The sequence below is a fragment of the Flavobacterium anhuiense genome, from assembly GCF_050990855.1.
Lineage (GTDB): Bacteria > Bacteroidota > Bacteroidia > Flavobacteriales > Flavobacteriaceae > Flavobacterium > Flavobacterium anhuiense_C.
The window spans coordinates 746,907-773,804 of record NZ_CP158861.1; the positions used below are offsets into that span (position 1 = coordinate 746,907).

Annotated in this window: 29 protein-coding genes; 19 read left to right on the forward strand and 10 right to left on the reverse strand. The window is 33.8% G+C overall.

Translation table 11 applies throughout. From position 1 onward, the window contains the following. Positions 1–5 precede the first annotated feature (5 nt). The 14 genes from ABTV69_RS03545 to ABTV69_RS03610 all read left to right on the forward strand — a co-directional run bounded on the left by ABTV69_RS03545 (position 6) and on the right by ABTV69_RS03610 (position 16,333). Positions 6–2,276, forward strand: a complete 2,271-nt coding sequence (locus ABTV69_RS03545; protein WP_433834305.1) for a patatin-like phospholipase family protein — start codon at positions 6–8, stop codon at positions 2,274–2,276. A gap of 318 nt (positions 2,277–2,594) precedes the next feature. Next, complete coding sequence (locus tag ABTV69_RS03550) at positions 2,595–3,752, forward strand: homogentisate 1,2-dioxygenase (RefSeq protein ID WP_433834306.1); 1,158 nt, start codon at positions 2,595–2,597, stop codon at positions 3,750–3,752. A gap of 140 nt (positions 3,753–3,892) precedes the next feature. Then, positions 3,893–4,261, forward strand: coding sequence for a four helix bundle protein (locus tag ABTV69_RS03555; protein ID WP_433834307.1), 369 nt, complete (start codon positions 3,893–3,895; stop codon positions 4,259–4,261). A gap of 86 nt (positions 4,262–4,347) precedes the next feature. Next, entirely contained in the window at positions 4,348–5,508 is a 1,161-nt protein-coding gene (hppD, locus tag ABTV69_RS03560) for a 4-hydroxyphenylpyruvate dioxygenase (protein WP_433834308.1), read from the forward strand. 297 nt (positions 5,509–5,805) lie between these two features. Further along, on the forward strand, positions 5,806–6,576 hold the full coding sequence (locus tag ABTV69_RS03565) for a DUF3108 domain-containing protein (protein WP_433834309.1): 771 nt from the start codon (positions 5,806–5,808) through the stop codon (positions 6,574–6,576). After that, a complete protein-coding gene (locus ABTV69_RS03570; protein WP_433834310.1) occupies positions 6,576–7,517 on the forward strand; it encodes a tryptophan 2,3-dioxygenase family protein in 942 nt (313 codons plus the stop codon). Before ABTV69_RS03565 ends, ABTV69_RS03570 begins: the two co-directional genes overlap by 1 nt. A 25-nt stretch (positions 7,518–7,542) precedes the next feature. Further along, entirely contained in the window at positions 7,543–8,763 is a 1,221-nt protein-coding gene (locus tag ABTV69_RS03575) for a peptidoglycan DD-metalloendopeptidase family protein (protein WP_433834311.1), read from the forward strand. 50 nt (positions 8,764–8,813) lie between these two features. Continuing rightward, a complete protein-coding gene (locus ABTV69_RS03580) occupies positions 8,814–9,422 on the forward strand; it encodes a hypothetical protein (protein WP_433834312.1) in 609 nt (202 codons plus the stop codon). Positions 9,423–9,431: 9 nt separating this feature from the next. Continuing rightward, positions 9,432–10,058: a hypothetical protein gene (locus ABTV69_RS03585; RefSeq protein WP_433834313.1), complete on the forward strand. Its 627-nt coding sequence runs from the start codon at positions 9,432–9,434 to the stop codon at positions 10,056–10,058. Positions 10,059–10,063: 5 nt separating this feature from the next. Beyond that, positions 10,064–10,405 carry a hypothetical protein gene (locus tag ABTV69_RS03590; protein ID WP_433834314.1) on the forward strand — a complete coding sequence of 114 codons (342 nt, stop codon included), beginning with the start codon at positions 10,064–10,066 and terminating at the stop codon, positions 10,403–10,405. A gap of 103 nt (positions 10,406–10,508) precedes the next feature. Next, positions 10,509–12,152: a glucose-6-phosphate isomerase gene (gene pgi / locus ABTV69_RS03595; RefSeq protein WP_433834315.1), complete on the forward strand. Its 1,644-nt coding sequence runs from the start codon at positions 10,509–10,511 to the stop codon at positions 12,150–12,152. A 321-nt stretch (positions 12,153–12,473) separates the two neighbouring features. Continuing rightward, positions 12,474–15,224, forward strand: coding sequence for a TonB-dependent receptor (locus ABTV69_RS03600; protein WP_433834316.1), 2,751 nt, complete (start codon positions 12,474–12,476; stop codon positions 15,222–15,224). Between the two features lie 106 nt (positions 15,225–15,330). Beyond that, entirely contained in the window at positions 15,331–15,753 is a 423-nt protein-coding gene (locus ABTV69_RS03605) for a hypothetical protein (protein WP_433834317.1), read from the forward strand. A 91-nt stretch (positions 15,754–15,844) separates the two neighbouring features. Then, a complete protein-coding gene (locus ABTV69_RS03610) occupies positions 15,845–16,333 on the forward strand; it encodes a septal ring lytic transglycosylase RlpA family protein (RefSeq protein WP_433834318.1) in 489 nt (162 codons plus the stop codon). A 60-nt stretch (positions 16,334–16,393) separates the two neighbouring features. On the opposite strand, the gene ABTV69_RS03615 is transcribed toward ABTV69_RS03610, so the two are convergent. After that, positions 16,394–16,849 carry a DinB family protein gene (locus ABTV69_RS03615; RefSeq protein ID WP_433834319.1) on the reverse strand — a complete coding sequence of 152 codons (456 nt, stop codon included), beginning with the start codon at positions 16,847–16,849 and terminating at the stop codon, positions 16,394–16,396. A 79-nt stretch (positions 16,850–16,928) separates the two neighbouring features. Between ABTV69_RS03615 and ABTV69_RS03620 the strand changes: the two genes are divergently transcribed. The 5 genes from ABTV69_RS03620 to ABTV69_RS03640 all read left to right on the forward strand — a co-directional run bounded on the left by ABTV69_RS03620 (position 16,929) and on the right by ABTV69_RS03640 (position 19,863). Next, entirely contained in the window at positions 16,929–17,276 is a 348-nt protein-coding gene (locus ABTV69_RS03620) for an arsenate reductase family protein (RefSeq protein ID WP_433834320.1), read from the forward strand. A 95-nt stretch (positions 17,277–17,371) separates the two neighbouring features. Continuing rightward, positions 17,372–18,232: a YicC/YloC family endoribonuclease gene (locus ABTV69_RS03625; protein WP_433834321.1), complete on the forward strand. Its 861-nt coding sequence runs from the start codon at positions 17,372–17,374 to the stop codon at positions 18,230–18,232. 94 nt (positions 18,233–18,326) lie between these two features. Beyond that, complete coding sequence (gmk, locus tag ABTV69_RS03630; RefSeq protein ID WP_433834322.1) at positions 18,327–18,899, forward strand: guanylate kinase; 573 nt, start codon at positions 18,327–18,329, stop codon at positions 18,897–18,899. Positions 18,900–19,009: 110 nt separating this feature from the next. Then, positions 19,010–19,591: a nicotinate (nicotinamide) nucleotide adenylyltransferase gene (gene nadD / locus ABTV69_RS03635; protein ID WP_433834323.1), complete on the forward strand. Its 582-nt coding sequence runs from the start codon at positions 19,010–19,012 to the stop codon at positions 19,589–19,591. Positions 19,592–19,671: 80 nt separating this feature from the next. After that, on the forward strand, positions 19,672–19,863 hold the full coding sequence (locus ABTV69_RS03640) for a hypothetical protein (RefSeq protein WP_433834324.1): 192 nt from the start codon (positions 19,672–19,674) through the stop codon (positions 19,861–19,863). Positions 19,864–19,916: 53 nt separating this feature from the next. Here ABTV69_RS03640 and ABTV69_RS03645 read toward each other — a convergent pair whose 3' ends face one another. The 9 genes from ABTV69_RS03645 to ABTV69_RS03685 all read right to left on the reverse strand — a co-directional run bounded on the left by ABTV69_RS03645 (position 19,917) and on the right by ABTV69_RS03685 (position 26,828). Next, positions 19,917–21,386, reverse strand: coding sequence for a nicotinate phosphoribosyltransferase (locus ABTV69_RS03645; protein ID WP_433834325.1), 1,470 nt, complete (start codon positions 21,384–21,386; stop codon positions 19,917–19,919). A 30-nt stretch (positions 21,387–21,416) separates the two neighbouring features. Then, positions 21,417–21,965, reverse strand: coding sequence for an RNA 2'-phosphotransferase (locus tag ABTV69_RS03650; protein WP_433834326.1), 549 nt, complete (start codon positions 21,963–21,965; stop codon positions 21,417–21,419). 84 nt (positions 21,966–22,049) lie between these two features. Then, positions 22,050–22,556, reverse strand: a complete 507-nt coding sequence (locus ABTV69_RS03655) for an O-acetyl-ADP-ribose deacetylase (protein ID WP_433834327.1) — start codon at positions 22,554–22,556, stop codon at positions 22,050–22,052. 5 nt (positions 22,557–22,561) lie between these two features. Then, positions 22,562–23,089 (reverse strand): NADAR family protein, encoded by a 528-nt coding sequence (locus tag ABTV69_RS03660; RefSeq protein WP_433834328.1) that lies wholly within the window; start codon positions 23,087–23,089, stop codon positions 22,562–22,564. A 148-nt stretch (positions 23,090–23,237) separates the two neighbouring features. After that, the gene (prs, locus tag ABTV69_RS03665; RefSeq protein ID WP_433834329.1) at positions 23,238–24,071 is read right to left on the reverse strand and encodes a ribose-phosphate diphosphokinase; all 834 of its coding nucleotides are present in this window, start codon (positions 24,069–24,071) and stop codon (positions 23,238–23,240) included. A gap of 74 nt (positions 24,072–24,145) precedes the next feature. Further along, positions 24,146–24,838, reverse strand: a complete 693-nt coding sequence (locus ABTV69_RS03670; RefSeq protein ID WP_433834330.1) for an NUDIX hydrolase — start codon at positions 24,836–24,838, stop codon at positions 24,146–24,148. Between the two features lie 104 nt (positions 24,839–24,942). Continuing rightward, on the reverse strand, positions 24,943–25,299 hold the full coding sequence (locus ABTV69_RS03675) for a PKD domain-containing protein (protein ID WP_433834331.1): 357 nt from the start codon (positions 25,297–25,299) through the stop codon (positions 24,943–24,945). 152 nt (positions 25,300–25,451) lie between these two features. After that, entirely contained in the window at positions 25,452–25,808 is a 357-nt protein-coding gene (locus tag ABTV69_RS03680) for a PKD domain-containing protein (RefSeq protein WP_433834332.1), read from the reverse strand. Between the two features lie 114 nt (positions 25,809–25,922). Further along, positions 25,923–26,828 carry a LysR family transcriptional regulator gene (locus ABTV69_RS03685; RefSeq protein ID WP_433834333.1) on the reverse strand — a complete coding sequence of 302 codons (906 nt, stop codon included), beginning with the start codon at positions 26,826–26,828 and terminating at the stop codon, positions 25,923–25,925. Positions 26,829–26,898 lie beyond the last annotated feature (70 nt).

Sequence of the window (26,898 nt, forward strand, 5' to 3'; positions counted from 1 at the left end):
CATTTATGCGCTCATCCCAACTGTACATTTCGAATATTTGGTCAAAAGGAGTTTCTTCGTACATATTCGCATTTGTTTTTTTAGCAGCATTTTTCTTTTCGTCAAAATCATTTTCGCAAGAAATAAAAAAAGACAGCCTTAAAAGACCTAAAATCGGATTAGTGTTAAGTGGCGGCGGTGCCAAAGGTTTTGCACATATTGGAGTTTTGAAAGTTCTGGAAGAAGCCGGAATCAAAATTGACTACATTGGCGGAACCAGTATGGGATCTGTAATTGGCGGACTTTACGCCTCTGGTTACAACGCCTCACAAATCGATTCTATTTTCAAGCAAACCAATTTCGACGAATTAATAAACGATTACATTCCACGTTCTTCTAAGAATTTTTATGGCAAAAAGAACGACGAATTGTATGCCATCACTTTGCCTTTCAGTAATTTCAGAATTGGAATTCCAGAAGCACTTTCAAAAGGAATGTACAATTACAATCTTTTGACCAGTTTGACTCGAAATGTACGTCACGTAAGAGATTTTAATGATTTGCCAATTCCATTTTTATGTATTGCTACCAATATTGAAACCGGCGACGAAGTTTTACTTAATAAAGGAAATCTTGTTCAAGCCATGATGGCGAGCGCTGCTTTTCCTTCTTTATTTACACCAGTTGAAATTGACGGAAAACTTTTAGTTGACGGTGGTGTCGTGAACAATTACCCTATTCAAGAAGTGAAAAATCTCGGTGCAGATATTATTATTGGTGTAGACGTTCAGGATGATTTGCAAAATAGAAAAGGCTTAAAAAACGCAACCCGAATTCTGGTGCAGATTACAAATTTGCAGTCGATTGAAAAAATGAAAAGCAAGAGACAAGAAACCGATATTTATATCAAGCCCGATATTCGTGATTTTGGCGTTATTTCGTTTGACCGAGGAGAAGAAATCATACGAAAAGGAGAAGAAGCTGCTTTTGCTGTTTACGAAAAAATCAAATCATTAACAGATGAAAACAACTTTTATAAAAAGCCCAAACTTAAAATTGCGACTGATACACTGCATATTCAAAACATTAATACAGACAAATTAGAAAATTATACGAAAGAATATATTCGCGGTAAACTTCGTTTTAAACCAGAAAGTACAATCACGTATGACGGTCTAAAAACAGGAATTAATAATTTGAATGCTACTCAAAACTTTAGCACGATTTCGTATTGCCTTCAGCCAAATGGAGATAAAGATGATCTTGATTTGGTCTTAAAAGAAAATCCAACGCAAACCTATTTAAAACTTGGACTTCATTATGACGGACTTTATAAAAGTGGCATTTTATTAAACCTTACACATAAAAAGACATTTTTAAAAAATGATGTTACCTCTTTGGATATAATTTTGGGAGATAATTTCAGATACGATTTCAATTATTATGTAGAAAACGGTTTTAATATTAGCTTTGGATTTCGATCACGACTGAGCCAGTTTAATCGAAATGTTACCACAAGTTTGAGCAGTGTTCTAAACGAAAATCCCAATGTCAATTTGATCAATGTTGACTTTATGGACATCAATAATCAGGCTTATTTCCAGACCATTTTTGTTCAGAAATTTTTAATGGGCGGAGGTTTAGAATATAAATACCTAAAAATAAATTCGCCAACATTGGCCAACGAAGATAATATAATTGACAAAAGCAGTTATTTGAGTGCCTTTGCTTATTTAAAGTACGATTCGCTCGACGAGAAATATTATCCAAGTTCCGGAATGTATTTTTCTACCGATCTGCAAACTTATATGGCTTCTTCTGATTACACCAATACATTCAAACCTTTTTCGATTGCCAAAGCAGAAGCTTCTTATGTGAGCACTTTATTTAAAAAGGCTACTTTTAAGATTGATGCCGATGCTGGTTTTACATTTGGAAATAGCAGTGTGCCATTTTTCGACTTTATTTTAGGAGGTTACGGTTATAGCAAAATCAATAACTTCAATTATTTTTATGGCTACGACTTTTTAAGCATTGCTGGAAATAGTTATATTAAAACTGGAATTACCCTCGATTACGAAATTCTTAGAAAAAACCATATCAACTTATCCGCCAATTTTGCCAATCTTGGAAATGATATTTTCTCTGGCGTCGATTGGATTTCGATGCCAAAATATACGGGTTATGCTATAGGTTACGGTTTAGAAACAATCATTGGCCCTATAGAAATCAAACAATCTTATTCTCCAGAAATGTCAAAAAGCTTTACTTGGTTTAGCATCGGATTTATATTTTAGAGTTATAATCGAGAATACTTCAACAAAATCAAGCTATTTTTTTGCTTTGTAAAAATTAAATCAAAAAAACCAGAATATTTTTTAGTTATAAATAATATAATTTTTATTTTTACTCCGAAAAAATTACGACATTTGTTATAATGAAAACAAATTGGACAGGTTTATTAGAGTATCTTCAATTCCTCATCAAGAGAAATCCAGAGTAATGGCTCTATAGAATTGAAATAATCAGTTAATTGTAAAAATTAAACTGATTATTATCTCTGCAATTCAAATTTTCGAATTATCTAATTTACTAATTATCTAATTGAGAAAGCCATGCCATTATATCATAAACTCGGAGACTTTCCGCAAAAGCGACACACCCAATTTGAAAAACCAAACGGCGGTTTTTACTACGAACAATTGTTTGGAACCGAAGGTTTTCACGGACATTCATCATTGTCGTATCACGTGCACAGACCAACACAGGTTAAAGAAATTTTGAACTCTTATTCGGTTGAACCCAAAATTGCAATCGGAAAAAATATAAAATCACTTCTTTTTAAAGGTTTTGAATTAAAACCAGAAAACGACTTTTTGGACAGCCGAAAAGCAATGCTAGTCAACAAAGACTGCATTATTGGCTTGGCTGCGCCGAAAGAATCGCTTCGAAATTATTTCTACAAAAATGCCGATGCTGATGAAATGCTTTTCATCCATAGAGGAAAAGGAAAATTGAGAACCATGTTAGGAAATATTCCGTTTGAATATGGCGATTATTTAATTATTCCACGTGGTATTATATATCAGATTGATTTCGAAACGGAGGACAATAGACTTTTTTATGTAGAATCTTATTCTCCTTTTTATACACCAAAACGTTATAAAAACCAATCGGGTCAGCATTTAGAGCATTCGCCATTTTGCGAACGCGATTTCATTTTGCCAAACGAATTGGAAACACACGACGAAAAAGGTGATTTTTTAATTAAAATCAAAAAAGAAGGAATGCTTCACGAAGTGGTTTATGCCACAAATCCGTTTGACGTTGTAGGCTGGGACGGCTACAATTTTCCATACGGATTTTCCATTCACAATTTTGAACCTATAACGGGACGTGTACACCAACCGCCACCAGTCCATCAAACCTTTGAAACGGCGACTTTTGTCGTTTGTTCATTTTGCCCAAGACTTTACGATTATCATCCGAAAGCAATTCCGGCGCCTTACAACCACAGCAATATAGATTCTGACGAAGTACTATATTATGTTGATGGCGATTTTATGAGCCGTAATAATATTGAGCAAGGTCATATTACTTTACATCCAAAAGGAATTCCGCACGGACCAGCGCCTGGGGCAATGGAACGAAGCATCGGTCACAAAGAAACTCAGGAATTAGCTGTTATGGTGGATACTTTCAGACCACTAATGGTTACAGAAGAAGCTATGGGATTGGATGACGGGAAATATTATAAATCCTGGACGGAGTAGTAATTAGTTAATGTGGCAATTAGAAAATTAGATAATGCCTAAAAACGTATAAATGAAATAATCAAAATAATTATTGTAATTTTAAACTTACAAAATAAATTATCTCATTGACACATTTTCAAATTATCTAATTACCCAAAATGACCTTTAACGAAAAATACAAAGACAACGCTCTTTTAATTAAAACGTTCAATTTCGCATTAAATATTATTGATTACACTGACGAACTTCAAGAGCAAAAAAAGTTTGTTATTGCAAATCAATTATTAAAAAGCGGTACATCAATTGGAGCAAATTCAAAAGAGTCTCAAAATGCAGAAAGTAAAGCCGACTTTATACACAAATTAAAAATTGCAATTAAAGAAGCAGACGAAACTGAATATTGGTTGTTTTTGTGTGATGCACATAGTGAATATCCAAATTGCAAACGTTTATTAAATGATCTTTCAGAAATTTTAAAAATTTTAAATAAAATAATATCAACATCAAAGATGAGTTCAATTAGATAATGAGATAATTTGTCAATGTGCCAATGTCAAAATTGCGCAAATAATTATCTAATTTTCTAATTGGCACATTTTCTAATTAAAAAATCATGAGCAAAGAAGTAAAATCAGTAGAATACGGATTAGAGAAAATATTTGAAGGAGCACAAGATTTCCTTCCATTATTAGGAACAGATTATGTAGAATTTTATGTGGGAAATGCAAAACAAGCCGCACATTATTATAAATCTGCATTTGGATATCAGTCATTGGCTTATGCCGGATTGGAAACTGGGGTACGAGATAGAGCATCTTATGTTTTGAAACAAGATAAAATTAGAATTGTTCTGACAACGCCTTTAACAGCAGATTCTCCAATCAACGAACATTTGAAAAAACATGGCGACGGAGTAAAAGTGGCAGCGCTTTGGGTTGAAGACGCTACAAAATCATACGAAGAAACGATGAAACGTGGCGCACGTTCTTTTATGGAACCAACTGTAGAAGAAGATGAATTTGGCCAAGTAATTCGTTCTGGAATTTATACATACGGAGAAACTGTTCACATTTTTGTAGAAAGAAAAAATTACAACGGCGTTTTCTTGCCAGGCTATAAAGAATGGAAATCGGACTTTAACCCTGAACCAACTGGATTGAAATATATTGACCACATGGTTGGAAATGTGGGTTGGAATGAGATGAATACTTGGGTAAAATTCTACGAAGAAGTTATGGGATTTGTGAATTTCCTTTCTTTTGATGACAAACAAATTACTACAGAATATTCTGCATTGATGAGTAAAGTAATGTCAAACGGAAACGGAAGAATTAAATTTCCAATTAACGAACCGGCAGAAGGAAAGAAAAAATCTCAGATTGAAGAATATTTAGATTTCTATGGCGGGCCTGGAATTCAGCATATCGCTATTGCGACAGACGATATTATTAAAACGGTATCGCAGCTAAGGGCACGCGGTGTCGAATTTTTATCTGCTCCTCCTCACGCTTATTATGAAGCCATTCCTGAAAGATTGGGTGTTCATATGAACATGATGAAAGAAGATTTAAATGAAATCGAAAAATTAGCGATCATGGTCGATGCTGACGAAGATGGGTACTTATTACAAATTTTTACGAAGCCAGTTCAGGACAGACCGACGCTTTTCTTCGAAATCATTCAAAGAATGGGTGCAAAAGGGTTCGGTGCAGGTAACTTTAAAGCCCTTTTTGAGTCTATCGAAAGAGAGCAAGAATTGAGAGGAACGCTATAAAATGTTAATTTCTATATAGAAAACCGCAGAATTCGCCAAAAAACGATGCTTTTTTTGCAAATGTTATGTTAAACTTGACTTTTGCTATTTTATTTTTGAACTTTCTATCTATCTTTGCACCGCAAATCAGGAAGGGGTGGTTTCCTTCCGAATTGATATAAATTTCATAATTTATAGTTTTTTGGTTAGTTAATAGCATAAAAACTCAGTCATCTTTGACTGAGTTTTTTTGTTTTGGTACATTTGGAATAGAATTTGCATTTGTCTACCTTTATAATAAAACGTAAAGATTATACTATGAAAAAGTTCATTCTCATTATATTAGCACTAACTATACTCTCGTTCACGCCTCAAAAAGAAGATGCTTTCGACACTGGAGAATATTTCAAATTTAGAATACATTACGGCATTGTAAATGCTGGATACGCCACTCTTGAAGTTAAAGACGCGACGATAAATAACAAAAAGGTATTTCACTCTGTTGGAAAAGGTTACACCACAGGAATGTCCAAATTTTTCTTCAAAGTAGAAGATTTATACGAAAGTTATTTTGACAAAGAGACAGGAAAACCCTATCGTTATGTCAGAAAAATAGACGAAGGCGGCTACACCAAAAACCAAGAAGGTTTTTTTAATCAAAACGAAAATAAAGTCTTAGTAAAAGACTACAAACGTAAATCAGAAAAGACGATTGTTGTAACAGAAAATGTACAAGATATTGTATCCGCTTTTTACTTTTTGAGAAACCATCCAAATATTGACAAACTCAAATCTGGTGAAGCCATTACAATCGATATGTTTTTTGATGATGAAATCACAAAATTTAAGTTAAAATATATAGGTCGTCAAGATATTACGACTAAATTTGGTACCGTTTCTACGATGGTTTTTAAGCCACTAGTGCAGACTGGTAGAGTCTTTAAAGAAAAAGAGAGCTTAACACTCTGGATAACAGATGATGCCAACAAAGTACCAATAAGAATTAAAGCAGATTTAGCTGTAGGATCTCTTAAAGCTGATCTCGATGAATATAAAGGATTGCAAAGTCCACTTAAAGCAAAAAAATAATGAACCCTACAGATAATTCTGAAGCAATTTTAAAAGAAATTGATCTTAAATTTCAAGCCATAAATCAAAAGACTGATGTTCAATTAGAGGGATTGCTTTGGGCCAAACCAATCACCTATTGGGATTATATTCAGACTGACGCACTTTTGAATCTGCAAATCCAACGCACCACGCTTCCTGACGAAATGGTTTTTATCATGTACCATCAGGTAAACGAATTGATTTTTAAAATGATTTTGTGGGAAATTGATCAAATTGCCGAAACAGAAAACATTCAGGTTGATTTTTTCAGCGAAAGACTATCAAGAATTACAAGATATTTTGACATGCTTACCAATTCGTTCAGCATTATGGAAAACGGAATGGAAGTAGATCAATACATGAAATTCAGAAACACCCTTACTCCTGCAAGTGGTTTTCAGAGCGCACAATATAGAATGATCGAATTTGCTTCCACAGATGTCATCAACTTAACAGACCGCAGATACAAAGCAAAATTTGATGAAAACACTGATTTAGAAACTAGCTTTGAACATTTGTATTGGCAAGCTGCCGGGAAAGATTACCACACAGGCGAAAAATCATATTTGCTTAATGAGTTTGAAAAGAAGTACAAAGAGCTGTTTTTACGACAAATGGCTTCTTTCAAAACAAAAAATCTTTGGCAAAAATTCATCCAATTACCTCTTGAAGATCAACAAAATGCAACATTGATTGATGCCATGCGCCATTACGACAAAACGGTTAACATTACTTGGGTAATGCAGCACCTTAATACAGCTAGAAAATACATTTTAGAAAGTGGAAAAGGTAATGGAGAAGCTACAGGAGGAAGTGATTGGCAAAAATATATGCACCCAAAATACCAAAGACGCATCTTTTTTCCTAAATTGTGGACCGAAGAAGAATTGTCCAATTGGGGAAATGAAACCGAAGTTTAATTTCACCACAAAAAATTTATAAAGTTTGAAAAAAGCAGTCGTAATTTTAATTGTCTTGTTTTCTATTTTTTCATGTAAAAAAGCAGAACAAAAAGTAGAAACAAAAATTACTAAACCAGCAACCAAAAGAATAGAATTCGGTTTTAATTACGCAGACTTTAATGTTGTTAATGATACTATTTCAAAAGGAGATTCTTTTGGCTCAATCCTGCAAAGTCAAAATATTGGAGACAAAAAAGTACACGATATTGTAGAGCAAGTAAAAGATTCTTTTAATGTTAGAAGCATTCGTTACGGCAAACCTTTTACACTACTTCGCTCTAAAAACAAAACAAACGATCTTCAGGTTTTTGTTTATCAGCCAGATGCTTTAAGTTATTATGTTATTGACTTACGTGATAGTATTGCAAAAGCATACAAAAAAATAAAACCCGTTACTTTAAAAAGAAAAATGATTGGCGGTGTTCTTAAAAGCTCATTATCAGAAACTTTAGGAAATGAAAGTGTCGAAACTGCTTTGGCAAGCCGAATCACAAAAGTTTTCTCTTGGTCAATTGACTTCTTCAAACTTAAAAAAGGAGACCGTTACGGATTAATTTTTACCGAACGTTTTATTAATGGAAAAACGTACGATGGAGTCGAGGATCTTGAAGCCGCCTTTTTTGAATATAAAGGAAAAATCATTTATGCGTTTCCTTTTGAAAGAGATACGACTTCTGGCAAGGTAGAATATTATGATGATGAAGGGAAAACACTTAAAAATTTCTTCTTAAAAACTCCAATTAAATTCAGCCGAATCACTTCTCGATTCACCATGAACAGATACCATCCGGTGCAACATACTTGGAAAGCACACAAAGGAACTGATTATGCCGCTCCGACAGGAACGCCAATTTCAACGACAGCTTCTGGAGTTGTAGAAACTACAGGATATACGGCAGGAAACGGAAACTTTGTAAAAGTGAAACACAACGGAACCTACTCTACTCAATATTTACATATGTCCAAAATCTTAGTTCGTCGTGGACAGCGCGTTACACAAGGTCAGACAATCGGTTTGGTTGGAAGTACAGGTTTAGCTTCTGGCCCGCACGTTTGCTACCGTTTCTGGAAAAATGGAGTTCAAGTAGATGCGCTTCGTTTGAATCTTCCAACAGGCGAATCTTTAACTGGAAGTGATAGAACCCGTTTCATGAGTCAGATCGAACCTTTGAAAAGAGAATTAGACAGCATTGGCAATTTGTAAGAATAAATCTTTATTTTAGCAAAAAAAATAAAGCCAACAACCAATTTTATATGAAATTTAAAAACCTACTTCCACTTCTTATTCTAGCAGTAAATTTTTCTTTTGCTCAAAACAATATTAAGGTAACTACTAATTACGGAAGCAAGAACGCTGAAATTCAAAACTTAATTGATTTTGAAAAAATCTATTTTGAGCAGTTTAACTTTGAAGGAAAATATTTAAAAGGAAAACAATATGTTATCAATCTACAAGAATTTGCAGATGGCAAACTTATCAATACGTCTTTACTTTTTGACGGAAGAGAAGCCGATTTTTTCAAAATAAAATCGAATAAAGAGTCTCTTACTTTTTTATTTAAAGTAGCAGATGGAAAATTAAAAACGTCCATTAGAGGCGTAAAATTTGGAAGTAAAAAATCGTATTTCGATCTAAAAAGCGATTCTGACGACTACACCTTAAAAGACTTTTTCGGAAATAAAACTGAATTGAATATTGACTCCAATCAAGAAACACCAATACTTACAATTATTACTCCAACCAAACATCCAGATGGATCTGCTTCTTATTGCGAAGTAGTTCAGTCAGACGTTAAACCAGAAAATCTTGGAACGCATTTTAAAATTCCACATTATTTCTTAGTCACAATTCAATTCAAATAAGAAACAATCATGAAAAATGCGCGCCTTAAAACCATGTATCATGAAACTTTCTCTGGTTTAAAACTATTTTACAGAGATACCAATCTTCCTGAAAATTTGATTTTAAATTATAAAGTCGGACAGATCATTCAGGAAAAAGGTTTTACCGATATGAGTTCGATTGGCGGCGGCCTTACTGGAAATGTGAGATATTTGATTGCAAGCGCACATGCAAAAGATTTATCAAAATTCAATCCTGATTCGGCAAAAATTGGTCATTTTCTTTTAGATTCAATTGCGTATTTCAAAGTATTGGACATTCAGAAAATTGATGTCAAAACACAAGTTTTTCTTTTAAACATTCCTGACATTTCGATTTCACTTTTCAAAAATTCGTCTTCAAACTTAGAAGAAGAAATTACAGAAAAAGCTCAAAAACGCTTTCGCGAAAAAATCGATGCTCCTTTAATTCCAGAATTACAAACCGAAGAATGGAAAGAAAGAACCAAACTTCCTCTTGGAATGGACGAAAACGGAATACTTTTTTTTGATGATTCTAAAATCAAAACCGAATCGCTAAAAAGAATTGATGTTGATGTAGCGAAAAAAGTTATAGAAATCAACAAGAAGCCTTGGTGGAAATTTTGGCAATCCTAAAATCAATGAAATACTTGTCACTACTATTTCTGTCAGTAATCTTAGTTGGATGCAATAAACCAAAAGTTTTTATCTTAAATGATACTGGCAAAAACAGATATTATGTTTCAGAATTTATAAATACAGCCTTTGAAGACAATCAATTAGAAAATTCTCCCGTAATTGTAATAGACGGAATTCCATTTAGATACAACAAAAATGAGGACACTATTAGATTACCGTTAAAAAAAGCTGACATCACAAGTCTAAATTTTTTAAACCAAAATAGCAGTCGGATAATTTATAATGAAAAAGAGAATGACGGGGCAGTAATTATATCTACAAAAAACCAAACTCAAAATCCATAAAACGTTTTCGTAACTAATTGTTATATAATCGTGAACCTTTCTCCTTTTAAAAGTTATTTCAGTATTTTTGTGTTTCAAAAAACAAACTCAATTATAGATAAAAATGGCTTTAAACACAACAAACCCAACTGGGACTGAAGCGTGGAAAAATCTACAAAACCACTATAACGCAATTCACGAAACCACAATACAAGAATTGTTTCAACAAGATAGTGCGCGTGCCGAAAAATTCAATTTGCAATGGAATGACTTTTTAGTAGATTACTCAAAAAATAATATCAGTCAGGAAACTGTTTCTCTTTTATTAGAATTGGCAAATTCAATCGGATTGAAAGATGCAATTGGACAATATTTTGGAGGAGAATTAATCAATCAGACAGAAAATCGCGCTGTTTTACATACTGCCTTGCGTGCGCCTGAATCGGCTGTAATTAATGTTGACGGAGAAAATGTAATTCCTGAAGTTTACGAAGTAAAAAATAAAATCAAAAACTTTACACAAGAAGTAATCTCTGGACAAAGAAAAGGCTTCACTGGAAAAGCTTTTACTGATATCGTTAATATCGGAATTGGTGGTTCTGACCTTGGTCCTGTTATGGCTGTTGAAGCTTTACAATTTTACAAAAATCACTTAAATACACATTTCGTTTCAAACGTTGACGGTGATCACGTTAATGAAGTTATCAAAAAACTAAATCCTGAAACGACACTTTTTGTAATTGTTTCTAAAACATTTACTACTCAAGAAACGCTTTCTAATTCTGAAACTATTAAAGAATGGTTCTTGAAATCGGCTTCTCAAGAAGATATTGCAAAACACTTCGTGGCAGTTTCTACAAACATTCAGAAAGTAACAGAGTTCGGAATTAACCCAAACAACGTTTTTCCGATGTGGGATTGGGTTGGAGGAAGATTTTCTTTATGGAGTGCAGTAGGTTTAAGCATTGCTTTGGCAGTTGGATTTGATAATTATAATGATTTATTAAACGGCGCTTATGAAATGGATGAGCATTTCAAATCGGCAGAGTTTGATGAAAACATTCCTGTTATCTTAGCTTTATTAAGTGTTTGGTACAATAATTTTTATGGCGCTGAAAGCGAAGCTCTGATTCCGTACACACAATATCTACATAAACTTGCTCCTTATTTGCAACAAGCATTTATGGAAAGTAATGGAAAAAGTGTTGGTCGCGACGGAAAACCGGTTAACTACCAAACGGGAACCATTATTTGGGGAGAGCCAGGAACAAACTCTCAACACGCTTTCTTCCAATTAATTCACCAAGGAACGAAAAGAATCCCAACAGATTTTGTCGGATTTGTAAAACCGCTTTATGGAAACGAAGACCACCACGACAAATTAATGTCAAACTTCTTTGCTCAAACAGAGGCTTTAATGAATGGAAAAACAGAAGCTCAAGTTCAGGCAGAATTTGACAAACAAGGACTTGCGGCTGATAAAGCATCTTACCTGAGACCTTTCAAAGTTTTTACAGGAAACAAACCAACCAACACTATTTTGATTCAGAAACTTACTCCAAAAAGCTTAGGATCTTTAATCGCGTTATACGAACACAAGATTTTTGTTCAAGGTGTTATTTGGAACATTTTCAGTTTTGATCAATGGGGAGTTGAATTAGGTAAACAATTGGCAAATTCTATCCTGGACGAGATTAATTCTAAAACTGTTAAGAACCATGACAGCTCGACTTCATTTTTGCTAAATCATTTCTTAAAAAACAAATAGAAACATTTATTTAAATATTTTATAACTTTTTAAACGTCCTAATTACTAGTATAATTAGGACGTTTTTCACATAAACTACCGACAAAAGACAGGAAAATCCGCTCATTAACAATCCTCCTGTTAGAGCTCTGTCGAAATAATTACACTTTTAACAAAAAACCATTGCATAAATTCAACAAATCAATATTTTTTTTAAAGAAAAAAGAAAAATTCATTTTAATGCGCAGCACAAAAGACAAAACTGTTTTTTCTTAACATTTCGATAACATTATCTGAGTTATTTGTTATAATTTTGCCAAAAACAATAAACTCAATAACAAAATGAAGAAAATGAAAAATTGGTTACTGACCGGACTATTCTTTATGATAGTTTCAACCGTATTTTCTCAAGGAAAAGTTACTGGTAAAATTACCGACGGAACAGGTGGGTTACCAGGAGCAAATGTGGTGATCAAAGGATCTACTACAGCAACTTCAACAGATTTTGATGGTAAATTTACTCTTACATCAACATCAAGCACAGGTGAGATTGTTATCTCTTTCTTAGGTTATGACAACCAAACTGTGAAATTTAATGTGTCAAATGGCGCAACTACAAACTTAGGAACTATCACTTTGGTTTCTAACTCAAACGAATTAACTGAGATTGTAGTAAAAAGTAGCACTGTAGATATTGCAAAAGACAGAAAAACTCCTGTTGCTGTTTCTACAATTAAAGCTTCTGAAATTCAGGCAAAACTTGGAAACCAAGAACTTCCTGAATTGTTAAAAAGCACTCCATCTGTTTACGTAACTAAATCTGGTGGTGGATTTGGAGATTCAAGAATTACAGTTCGTGGATTTAGCCAAAACAACGTTGCGGTAATGGTTAACGGTATGCCAGTTAACGACATGGAAAATGGTTCTGTTTACTGGAGTAACTGGGCTGGTTTATCTGATGTTACTTCTGCAATTCAGATTCAAAGAGGTTTAGGATCTTCAAAATTAGCTATTGCTTCTGTTGGAGGTACAATGAACTATGTAACTAGAGCAGCAGATTTGAAACAAGGTGGTACAGTAGGGACTTCTTTTGGTAACGATAACTTCTTCAAATCTAATGTTTCTTACAATACAGGAAAATTAGACAGCGGATTCTCTGCTTCTGTTTTATATAGCCACACTCAAGGCGATGGATATGTAGATGGAACTCAATTTAACGGAGATAACTACTATGTAGCTCTTGGTTATACTACAAAAAACAACAAACACGATTTCCAATTCACAGTTACTGGTGCTCCACAATGGCACGACCAAAGAAATACATTTATCACGATAGCACAGTATCAAAAATACGGTACAGAATCTGATCCAAACATCAAATATAACTCTGATTGGGGTTACAAAGATGGTCAAGCTTTCAACATGGTAAGAAACTACTACCATAAGCCGGTTGTTTCATTAAACTACGATTTCCAAATCAATGAAACATCTAAATTATCTACTGTAGGTTATGTTTCTTTCGGACGTGGAGGAGGATCTAGAGGAGCTGGAGGTATTAGAGGTTTTAACTACGCTAATAACGCATTCAGAACTGCAGACGGTTTAGTTGATTTTGACAAAATTGTTGCTTATAACTCTGGACAAACTGTAAACATCAACGGAACTAATTACACTCGTACAACTAACGGTACAACTGGAGAATTCCAAAATAGTTCTTCTACAGGAAGTTTAACGAACTCTACAACTGGTATTTCTCAAATTTCATCTGTTAACTCTCACAACTGGTACGGGGCAATTGTTAACTTCAACAAAAAATTCACAGAAAACTTAACTTGGGATCTTGGAGTTGATGTAAGAGGATACAAAGGTCTTCACTACCAAAACGTAAACAACCTTTTAGGAGCAGATGCTTACATTGACAATTTTGATGTAAACAACCCTAATAGAACTTTATACAGTACATATTCTACTTATGCTCCTTGGAATGTATTTAAAGATACTGATAAAGAAGAAAAAATCAACTTCAACAATGATGGTGATGTTAGATGGTATGGTGGATTTACTCAATTAGAGTATTCTAATGATAAATTTACTGCATTCGTTCAAGGTGCTATTTCTCAACAAGGATTCAAAAGAGTTGATTACTTCAAATACTTGTCTACAGATCCATTATCTAGTACAGACTACGAAAACATCGTAGGTGGAAACGTTAAAGGTGGTATTAACTACAACATCAACGAGCACCATAACATTTTTGTTAACTCAGGATACTACTCAAAACAACCATTCTTTAATGCAGTTTACCCAAACAATGCATCTCTTGTAAATGGTAACTTAACAAACGAAAAAATCTTCGGTCTTGAAGCTGGTTACGGTCTACGTACAAGCAAATTCTCTGCAAACGTAAACTTATACCGTACTTCTTGGAAAGACAGATACCAAAGACAAAATGACGGAGCTGCTGACAACCCTGGAGGTTACTATGACTTCGCTGGAATCACTGAAATTCACTCAGGTATCGAGATTGATGGTACTGCAAAAGTACTTGACAAACTTACTATTACTGGTATGTTATCTATTGGAGACTGGCAATACGAAGGAACTAGTACAAGTAACCGTTACGATTCTGGAAACAATCCTATCGGTGGAGGAACTCCTACAACATTATACCTTGATGGTGTAAGAGTTGGAGATGCCGCTCAAACAACTGCTGCTTTAGGAGCTACTTATGAGATTTTACCACGTTTCACAGTTGATGCTAACTATAACTATGTTGATAAATTGTATGCTCAGATTTCTCCAGGTAACTTTACTAAAGAAGACAACAGAGGAGCATTACAATTGCCATCTTACGGTACTGCTGATGCTGGTTTATCTTACAAATTATTAGTAGGTAAAAACAAAAGCAACTCTGTAGGTTTCAGATTAAACGTAAACAACGTTTTTGACTATACTTACATCGCTGAAGCAAAAACAAATATTTTTGCTGCTGATGTTCCAACTGTTTCAACATACAAAGGTATTGCTACTACAAACCAAGTATACTTTGGTTTCGGTAGAACTTGGAACTTCGCATTACGTTACGATTTCTAAGAATTTAGAATCTTAATAAATAATAAAAACGGCATTGACTTTTAAGTTTAATGCCGTTTTTTTTAGCCTTTTTTGTTATATTTGTTTTAAACAAAAAACACAGTTTATGTATAATTTTCTACAAAAATTCCACTCTGGCTGGGCATACTTAGCATTACTGCTTTTACTTATTGCAGTTGTTAATGCCATTCTTGGAGTAACTTCAAAAAAAGAGTTTACAGCTAAAGATCGTAAAATCGCTTTATTTGCTTTAATCGGTACACACACGCAATTATTGATTGGTTTAATCTTATATTTTGTTTCTCCACTAGGAAAAGCAGCTTTTGGACAAATGTCTAATGCAGAATTAAGATTAACATCATTGGAGCACCCCCTAATTAATCTTATTGCGATCATCTTAATTACTATTGGATGGTCTAAACATAAAAAATTAATCAATAGCGAAGCTAAATTTAAAACCTTTGCTATTTTTTACGGATTAGGATTATTGCTTATTTTAAGCAGAATTCCTTGGAACCTTTGGTTCTAAAAATTACCAATTAAAGCCCTTCCTACAGGGCTTTTTTTATCTCGGCATATTATTTGTACAAACTCCCCCCAAGTCTGAAAAGAAATAACCCATGAGAAATAAAAAAAACATTTTATTCGCCACAATCGCATTAACATTAATTAGCGGCTTTACCTATGTTATAAGCCAAACCAAACCTACGACAGAACCTAAAATCATTCAAGACACTGTTAAAAATGTAAAACCAGTCCTTATCCCATTACCGGACTCTGTCTTTACAGACAAAGGTTTAAAACTTAGACCTTACAAGAAAAACGCTCACGCCTCCTACTACGCTGATCGTTTTAACGGAAAAAGAACTGCTAATGGAAGCAGATTTAACAACAACAATTACACTGCAGCCCACAAGAAGCTTCCTTTTGGAACAAGAGTAAAAGTAACGAATGAAGCCAATGGCAAATTTGTTATAGTAAAAATTACAGACCGCGGTCCTTTTGTCAAAACCCGCGACATCGATTTGTCTAAAAGAGCTTTTATGGATATTGCAAAAAATAAAGGTGCCGGAGCAATGAAGGTTACTATCGAGACCATAATAGAGTAAAAAAAATCCCGCTTAATGAACATGCCCCAAAAAGTTAGACACTATTTGGGGCATTTTTATTTAAACCAATTTTCGCAATGCCATTATAACTCCCGTATGAAGTCCTTCGTGATAATTATTAAAATCTAAGGCTCCTTGAACATGACTAAGCGTAAATCCTAGACTTGTAGTATATTCATGATAATCTACAAAAAGTCCGCTTTCAAAATCATTTTTTGTTTTTTCTAATGTTGTCGAAAGCAATGTTTTAATCTCTTCAACCTCAGCTTGAGAGACATCTCCTTCTGGTTTGGTTCCTTTTCTGTATTTGGCAATAAATTCTTCAGAAACTATTGTTGGAAGACCCGATAATTTATAAACTAAAACCTGTTGCGAAGAAATACAATGTCCAATATTCCAAATAATATTGTTATTGAAACCATCAGGAACTTTATTTAATTCCTCTAATGAATGGCTATCTAAGATTTTCAAAAGAATTTCTCTAATTGTCTTCTGGACATCAAAAACTGAACTCATAATTTTATTTTTTTTCTAAAATTAATCATTTTTACGCTTCAAATGGATTTTCTTTGTATTCTAACAAATTCATAAAATAATGGACAAAATATACTACTTAGCTTCATGCGACACTTGTCGTAAAATCATTAAAAGCTTACCCGAAAACAATCTTGTTTTTCAAGACATCAGACAAGAACCTATCACAGAAGAACAGCTAGAAGAAATGCACAAGCTTTCTGGAAGTTATGAAGCTTTATTTAGTAAGAAAGCACAATTGTACAAATCAATGGGACTAAAAGACAAATCATTGACTGAGGCCGATTTTAAAAAATACATTTTAGAGCATTATACTTTCTTAAGCCGTCCGGTTTTTATTATCGACGGAAAAATATACATCGGCAACAGCCAAAAAAATGTAGCTGAAGTTATAAACGCATTATCGTAAGAATAACCGTAAATTTTGATCTATAAAACTGATTCACAATTTACAACGCAAAGCATTAAACTTTTAATTATCTTTGCGCCTTTATACTCAATTATATGATACAATCTATGACAGGGTTTGGCAAAGCTTCTTTGCAATTGCCTACAAAGAAAATTACCGTTGAAGTAAAATCCCTAAACAGTAAAGGTTTAGATTTGAATGTAAGAATGCCATCGCTTTACCGCGAAATGGAACTTGGATTACGAACTCAAATCTCAACCAAACTAGAAAGAGGAAAAATTGATTTTGCAATCTATGTGGAAAGCACTGCAGAACAAACTTCAACCAAAGTAAACGTACCTGTTGTAAAAGGCTATATTGCTCAATTGAGAGAAGTTTACGCTGATGCCGATGAAACGGAACTAATGAAAATGGCTGTTCGCATGCCAGATACATTAAAGACAGAACGTGAAGAAATTGACGAAAATGATTGGGAGCAAATTCAAACTATTATTGAAGAAGCGCTACAAAACATTTTAAGCTTCCGTAAAGATGAAGGGGAATCTCTTGAAAAAGAATTCAACTTACGAATTGGAAATATCCGTCAGTATATGAACGATACACTAGCACTTGATCCAGAACGCATACAAGCAATTAAGGATCGTTTGCAAACTGCAATTTCAGAATTACAGGTAAATGTCGATGAAAACCGTTTTGAGCAAGAATTAATCTATTATTTAGAAAAATTAGATATCACCGAAGAAAAAGTCCGTTTAGGAAACCATTTAGATTACTTTTTAGAAACTCTGAACGGAAATGAAGCTAACGGACGTAAACTTGGTTTTATCACTCAAGAAATGGGACGTGAAATCAATACAATGGGTTCTAAATCGAATCATGCGCAAATGCAGAAATTGGTCGTGATGATGAAGGATGAATTGGAGAAGATTAAAGAACAAGTATTAAACGTTTTGTAATAGCTGTAAGCAATAAGCTTTAGGCTATAGGCAAATTAAAGACTTCAAATAAAAAGCTTAAGGCATATTGCTTAAAGCTTAAAGCATAAAATTAATGAACAAAGGAAAATTAATTGTTTTTTCGGCACCTTCAGGATCGGGAAAAACAACTATCGTAAAACATTTATTAGGCCAAGAAGATTTAAATCTTGAATTTTCGATTTCGGCAGCATCACGTGCACCACGTGGTGAAGAAGTTCACGGAAAGGATTATTATTTCATTTCGTTAGAAGAATTTAAAAAGCACATTAAAGCAGAGGATTTCTTGGAATGGGAAGAAGTGTACCGCGACAACTTTTACGGAACTTTAAAATCGGAGATTGAAAGAATCTGGGCTTTAGGAAAAAATGTCATTTTTGACATTGACGTGGTTGGCGGTCTTCGTATTAAACATAAATTTCCAGAAGAAACTTTAGCGGTTTTTGTGAAACCTCCAAGTGTTGACGAATTAAAACGCCGATTAAAACAACGTTCTACAGAAAGCGAAGACAAAATCAATATGCGTATCGCAAAAGCTTCTGTAGAATTGGCAACAGCTCCTCAGTTTGACGTAATTATCAAAAATTATGATTTAGAAGTTGCGCTTGAAGAAGCACATCAATTGGTAAAGAATTTCATAAACAAGTAACTTTATTCCGCCGAGATACACAAAGCAAAAACACAGAGATTCGCGAAGTTTTTTTTAAAACTTTGCGAATCTTTGTGCTATCTTAGCGACTCTCTGTGAAACTCAAGAAAATGAAAATAGGTCTTTATTTCGGAACTTATAATCCTATACACGTTGGCCATTTAATAATTGCCAATCACATGGCAGAATATGCCGATTTAGATCAGATTTGGATGGTGGTTACGCCTCATAATCCGTTAAAAAAGAAATCGACTTTATTAGACGATCAGCAGCGCTTGCAAATGGTTTTTCTGGCAACAGAAGATTACCCAAAAATAAAACCGTCTGATATCGAGTTTAAATTACCCCAACCGAGTTATACCGTTATCACACTCGCGCATTTACAAGAGAAATATCCAAATCATGAGTTTTCGTTAATTATGGGCGAAGACAATCTGAAAACGCTTCATAAATGGAAAAACTACGAAGTGATCCTAGAAAATCATGATATTTATGTGTATCCAAGAATTTCTGACGAACCTGAAAATGTGGAATTAAAATCGCATCCAAAAATTCATATCATCGATGCTCCAATTGTAGAGATTTCTTCAACTTTTATTAGAAACAATATTAAAGAAGGGAAAAATATTCAGCCGTTACTTCCTCCGAAGGTTTGGGAGTATATTGATCATAATAATTTTTATAAGAAGTAAAAAAAATGAATTGCCTCCTGCTTTAGCTGGAGGTTTTTTATTTTTTAGCAATATATGGCTTTAGCCCAAATTGCGACAGTTTGGCTAAAGCCGATGTAGAAATCAACACTTTTTACCTCCAGTTAAAACTGGAGGCAATTCATTCCAATTGTACGCAATCTTGTCATTTCGACGCAGGAGAAATCTTCGTTGCTAAATCGACAAAGATTGACATACTTTGTGGAGCCACTCACGGAGATTTCTCCTTCGTCGAAATGACAAATAGAGCGTAAAAATCTGAATCATAAAAAAAGCCTGAATCTTAAATTCAGGCTTTTTGTTATAATTAAGCTTCGATGCTTACTTCGCTTTTTACTCTTGTTCTGATTTCACTCAGCGATTGATCAACCAAAAGTTTTCCGTCTCTAAAAACTTCCTTCAATTCACCTTTTTTTTCTTCTTCCCAAGAAACATTATCCGTTAAATGATATTTCCCGTCAATTAAATCAATTTTCATTAATCCTTTAGCCGATTTTTTAGTTCCATCATCTGTAATCGGATCTTTGAAGATTGCTCTTCCCTCTCCGTTTACTTCTCCGTAAGTTGCTTTCATCGCAAATCCGAAAGTATCTCTGGTATTATATTGATAAGTGAAAGATCCGATTCCTAAAACGACATTGGTAGAAGCAAATCCTTTTTCTTTTAATCTTTCGCAGATTTGAATTGCTCTTGCTACTGTAATACTGTCTCCATAAATGGCTCCAATTTGCGGAACCAATTCTTTGAATCCTTTAGCATTTGTAGTTCCGCCAAAAACATCCCAAAGTAGTTCGATAACTCCTTTTTTCTCTTGTTCTGTTTTTCCGTTTGGATTTCCACAGATGATATCTACAGGATCACCACTGTCAGGACGAATTACAACTTTACCTTCTCTTGAAACAATTTCTTCTTTTAGTCTTGGAAGATAATCGGTTAGCACTTTCCATAAATCCCAAGTATCAGAAACGATCGAAACAATTCCTTTTGGATATACCTCAGTAATTAATCTTTTGAAAGTTTCGTACTCGCCTTCAGTTGTTCCCATACACATCACGGAGTGCTCTGTTGCTGCAACTGAACCTGCAACCAATTCCTGATCTGAATTGGCATTGTAATATTCTTCTAAAAAATCAATTGCTGGAATTGTATCAGAACCTGTAAAACTCAATAAATGTCCAGCTGCAGAAGTTAAAGCCGCTTCGATGCCGCCCATTCCTCTCATTGAGAAATCGTGCGCTTGCCAATCTACAAACTCTGGAACAGAAGATGTCTCTGCCGCATATTTGTCTAATACTTTTCTATATTCTTTTGCGATTGTAGCCGAGTTACAAGGCAACCAAACTACTGCAGAAAGTAACGTTTCGAAATAATTCGTCAACCAGAAAAACTCTGGAATTGTATTATACATCGTAAACATTGGAACTCGTAAAGGAACACTCGCTCCTTCTGGTAAAGCTTTAAAAACCATCGGAATATACCCTAAATCGTGTAAATCTTCGATATGTTTTGTTCCAACTTGGTTTTCGCCCAAATAATTATTGATTCTGCGAGCGTATTTTTTAACTACTTCTTCTTTTGGTTTCTTGAAAAAATACTCTTCGAAGTCATGAATAATATATTTTTTGATGAAATACTGCAATCCGAAAAAGATCACTTCATCAACAGTCTCTATTCTTGATTTTCTTGGTGTCCAGTTAGAATATACAATTGTAGTTCCGTCTGGGTATTGTCTTCTATGGTCAACTTTGTAACCGTCGGTTAATAATAGTGGATTCATAATTTATAATTTAAGGCTGTTATTGTTGTTTTAAAATTCAATGTATTTCGCCGGAACCTCATCAGTTAGCCAGACATTATTTTCGGATAAATAAAACTTAAATCCGTCTCTGTACATCGCTCCGCTTCTAACGGTTAAAATCTGTGGCACTCCTCTTCTACTTCCTACTTTTGTTGCTGTTTCTTTGTCTTTGCTTAAATGCACGTGCTGACGACTCATTTTTTTCAAACCCTCTTTTCGAATGTTTTCCATAAATTTTCCAACCGTTCCATGATATAAATATTCTAAAGGTTCTGTTTCTGTCAGATTTAATTCAACCGAAATGGAATGCCCTTGACTTGCGCGGATTTTGGTTTTGTCTTCATTAAAAGCAAAACGCTTTTTATCATTATTCTCTACAACATAATCCAAAAGTTCGACCGTCATCTGATTCTGGCTTTCTTTTTTATTGCATTTTATAATTAACTCCTCTACATCTGCCCATCCATTTTCGTCCAATTTTAATCCGATTGTTTCAGGCGAATGTCGAAGCACCAGACTTAAAAATTTGCTGACGCTTTTTGCTATTTTTTCATCCATTTTTTTGCCAATCAAACGTTCCTACGGAACGTAAATTCAATTAATCTATTTTTTTCTACCGACGAGATGTTCCTAGCGGAACAACTACAAAATGCTTTTATAAATCTGATAATTTTCATCATCAAAACAAACAAAAAGCACTTTTTCTATCTCTGAAATTCTTTCAAAATCTTTTACCGCTTTTACCGCAATTTCAGCTGCTTTCTCTTTCGGAAAATGATAAATTCCTGTACTTATATTTGGAAAAGCAATTGTTTTAATTCCATTTTCTACAGCAAGAGTTAAACTCTTCCTGTAACAATCTGCCAGCAATTTTGATTTTTCTTCTTTATCGCCATTCCAAACTGGACCGACAGTATGGATAACATATTTAGAAGGAAGATTTCCTGCCGTTGTAATTACAGCTTCACCAGTTTTGCAACCACCTTGCTTATTTCTAATTTGCACGCATTCGTCTAAAATTGCTTTTCCTCCTTTTCGATGAATCGCCCCGTCAACACCCCCGCCACCAAGTAAAGAAGTATTTGCTGCATTTACTATTGCATCAACCTGCACTTCTGTTATATCTGCTTTTAATAATTCAATTTTCATGATAATTATCTTAATTCATCCCTCACTTCCATCAAAGCAAAACCTAAAAGATTCAATCCTTTCCAAGATTCTGGCTTTAGAACATCTTTATGATCTTCTGCCATTCCGATTCCCCAAATTGGATCTACTGGACTTGCTTCGACAATAATTCGATCATTGGTGTTTAATAAAAACGTTTTCAAATCAGCATTTTGACTAAATTTGTGATAGTTTCCTTGTTTTACGATTTCATATCGGTTTTCTAACCAAATCGTATCAACATAATTTTTAACTTCTCTACCTAATTTTTTGGCTTCTGCTGGAGATTTACATTCCAAAATCTTAGCTAAAATTTCTTGGTCGTTAAACAATTCCGCTTTCTTAGCCATCATCCAATGTTCGGCAGTTTTATATGTTATGCCTTCAACTTCGAAAGAACTTAACCACCATTGACTGAAACAAGTTTTGACAATTTTTCCGTCTTTATTTGGCTGATGTCCCCAGAAAAATATAAACCTACTTTCTGGTGCAAGGGTATCTATATTGTATTTCACTTTTTTAGTGTTTTTGTTTCAAGTTTTAGGTTTCAAGTTTTTCGCTGAACTTAAAAACTGTTTTTAACTTGAAATATTTAGTAGATTTTCTTTGTTTCCGATTTGCGTTACAGAGAACTTGAAACTTGAAACCTGAAACCTGAAACATTTAAATTAAAGCTTCAAGCTTAATCACTTGAACACTTTCGCCATCAAAATCTTTAAAAGAATTGGTTGTGAAAATGCCATCAAAGCAATTTAAAACTTCAAAACCTTTATTGAAAATTCCGTGACTTACTGCTAAGTATAATTTGCCAGCGTTTTTCTTTTTTAATTCTTCAGCCAATCCGACGAAAGTTCCGCCTCCGTCGCAAATGTCATCAACAATTAAACAATCTATTCCTTGTAAATCATCCTCGTAAACTTTAAAACCAGATAATTTACCCGTTTTTACATCACGGCTTTTACTGCATTCTACCACCTCGACACCTCCTAAAAACTCAGATACTTTGTAAATCTTCTTTAAAGCGCCGCCGTCTGGAGAAATCAGTTTTACCTTTTCACCAATTCTATTTAGAACTTCTTTGATAAAAGTATAATTCGGAATTACAGTACTGTTATTCAACAAAGCTGGAGTCACTTCAGAATGCGCATCAAAAACAAAAACTTTGTTCAATTGCAGTGCATTAATAATATCAGCATACACTTTTACAGATAGCGGTTCGCCAGGAATCATAACCCGATCTTGTCTCGCAGCTGGAAAATATGGAATAAAAAGATCGATAATCTTAACATCCATTCTGCGTAAAGCATCAACCGTAATACATAACAAACCTAAATCGTTAAATGAATTTAATCGGTGCGTAATAGTAACTTTTCTATTTGGATCAAAATCTGGAGTGATTTTAATATGTGGTTCTCCTCCAGAGAAAGTAAAACTTTGAAATTTAATTTCTTCCTGATTTTGAAATGGAGCGAATTTTGGGTCGAGATTTAGTATCATAGCTTTTTAGTTTGCGTTAATTATACGCAAATGTAGGGTTTAATTTTAAATAAACAATATATTTTGTGTAAAAATTACGCAAACTTTATTTCGAAGTGAAAGCCATTAGAAGTTAACTCTTTATATTTCAATTTATTAAATCGAAATAATTTAGCTGGCCTTCCGTTTTTAATAGGCGAAAAATTATCTGTTTGCTCTAAAATACCGAAGCTTAGTATTTTTTTTCTGAAGTTTCTGCGATCAATTTCTTTTTCTAAAATAGTGCAATAAAGGTTTTCCAAATCGGAAAACAAAAACTTGTCTGGAAGTAAATCGAAGCCGATTGGTTCGTAAGTCAATTTGGCTTTTAGACGTTCTATTCCTTTCTTTAAAATCAAATTATGATCGAATGCTAAAGGCGGAATTTCATCTATTTTAAACCATTGTACTCTTTCAGCATCTGTATTGGCTTTGATTTCTAAGTTTGAAGCATCTACCAAAGCATAATAGGCAACCGAAATAACACGATTTCTGGAATCTCTGTAAATATCATCTCCAAAAGTGTATAACTGTTCCATAAAAGTGAGCTGTACATTGGTTTCTTCCTGTAATTCTCGAATAACGGCATCGCTTAAAGATTCATCATCTTTTACTAATCCACCTGGCAGAGCCCAATATTTTTCTGAAGAACCGAATTGCTGTTCGATCAATAATACGTACAAACCACTGCTTTTGTAACCAAAAACAATAGCATCTACAGCAATTCTAATATTTTGCAATTTTTCCATAATCTTAAATCAAACGAAACAAATATAACGAAAGAGAGCCAATTTTATAATTTATTACTAAAGCAATAAATTATAAAATTGGCTCTCTTTTTAAAACTATTTTTTTAGTTTATAGAAAGCGTTCTCTGCGGTGTTAACTCGCAAAAACTACCCTCTTTTTTAATTTTCACCTGAGCCTTAACGGTATAACTTCCTGAAGCTTTATAAGTATGAGACACTTCGTTTCCAGCTACTGAAGGTGAACCGTCGCCAAATGTCCAAATAATAGATTCTACAGTACCATTACCAGCGTAATTAAAAGAATAATTAATTTGCTTAGAATTGGCAGGATCTACATTATGTTCAATTTTAACCAAGACCGATTCTCCTGTGCAATCAACTATAGATTCTAGTTCTTTACTACATGAATTGCTTGTAAAAGCAATGACAATTACTATCAAAATTGTGGCAATCGTTTTCATAATTCAAAATCTTTATAATTTTTATATATCAAAATTACCCCTTTAAAAATCAAAAAGATATGAGGTCAATCATAAACGATTACCTATTTTCTAAATATAAAAAGAGCCAATTTCGCATTGCAAAATTGGCTCTTAATTTGTTTTCTAATCTTCTAGTTTATAGTAACAGGTCTTTTAATGATAGAAGTACATTCTGATCCATCTATCTTAACAGTTATTTCAGCAGAAGCTTCATAAGTTCCAGCTGCACTGTATGTATGCGTTACTGTTTCTCCAGTACCAGTTGTTCCGTCTCCATAGTTCCATTTTACACCACTTAAAGTTCCTGTTCCGCTATATGTGGCAGAGTAATTCATTAATTTAGGATTAGTAGCATCTGTAGAATTATGTACTTTCATATAGATTTGTTCCGCCAAACAATTGATGATCTCTTCATCATCCTTTTTACTGCAAGAAATACTTGCTGCAAATACCAAAGTAAGCATTAAAACTGTAGTAATCTTTTTCATATTTGGAAATTTAGTGGGTATATTTTCAAAGATAATCTTTAATCAAATAGCACTAAAATAAACATTGAGAATATTCCGATTATTTAACAATTGTTTAATCAGAAAAAAAATTATTTATAAACGATTACCAAAAAACAGTTTTAATTCTTTAGAAATAGTATCAAAAAACGAATTGGTATTGTTGTTTTTCGCCGTCAATAAGTATACAAATTCTTCTGGCACGTGAAAACTATTCCAAAGCAATTGCAATTTATCTTCTTTGATAAGGTTTCGTGCATTACAATTCCAAGTTACCGCAACTCCTTCATTTTTAGAAAGTAATCTTAACATCTCAGCTTCTGATGGGATGATATAATTGGGCACCATTGAAGGTCGTTTTTTATTAAAAGCATGTAACCAGAATAATTTGATGTGTGGAATTCGAGCATCATGACTATACCATTTCTGTTCGTTCAACCATTGCTCAATTTCGGTATAATTATCTGCTTTTAACTTCTGGCGAAAGTCGGTTATATCCATACTTGTCGGGGCAACCATTATCAGTTTAATTTTTCCAACAATTTCATATTTGGTATCGAAAGTCTCAAATCCCTTTGTTACAATGGCAAAGTCCAATTTTTTAGAATCTACCAATTCAAAAAGCGTATCGTTTTCTGCAAAAGTAAAATCGATCAAATCAAACTTAGAAATCAAAAGATTGCCAATACAGCTGAAAAGATGCTGCGAAATACCAACTGAAATAAGACGATCAGCATCTTCTGCTTTTGTTCTAAAGCTAGTTTCTACATTTTCAAGCCTTTCCAACGCGTCTATTATCAAATTATTCAGTAACTTAGCGTATTCGGTTGGTTCTACTCCCTTAGATTTCCGATTAAATAATTTATTTCCCACGTGTGCTTCCAGCATTGAAATCTGTTGACTAACCGCAGGCTGACTCATAAATAATTCCTTCGCAGCCACTGAAAAATTACCGTTTTTGTAAACTGCTTTAAAAGTTCTGTACCATTCTAGATTTACCATGATATAAATGTATTTATAACAAACATAGTTTATTTTATTTTTACTGATATCACATTAGACGTAAATTTGT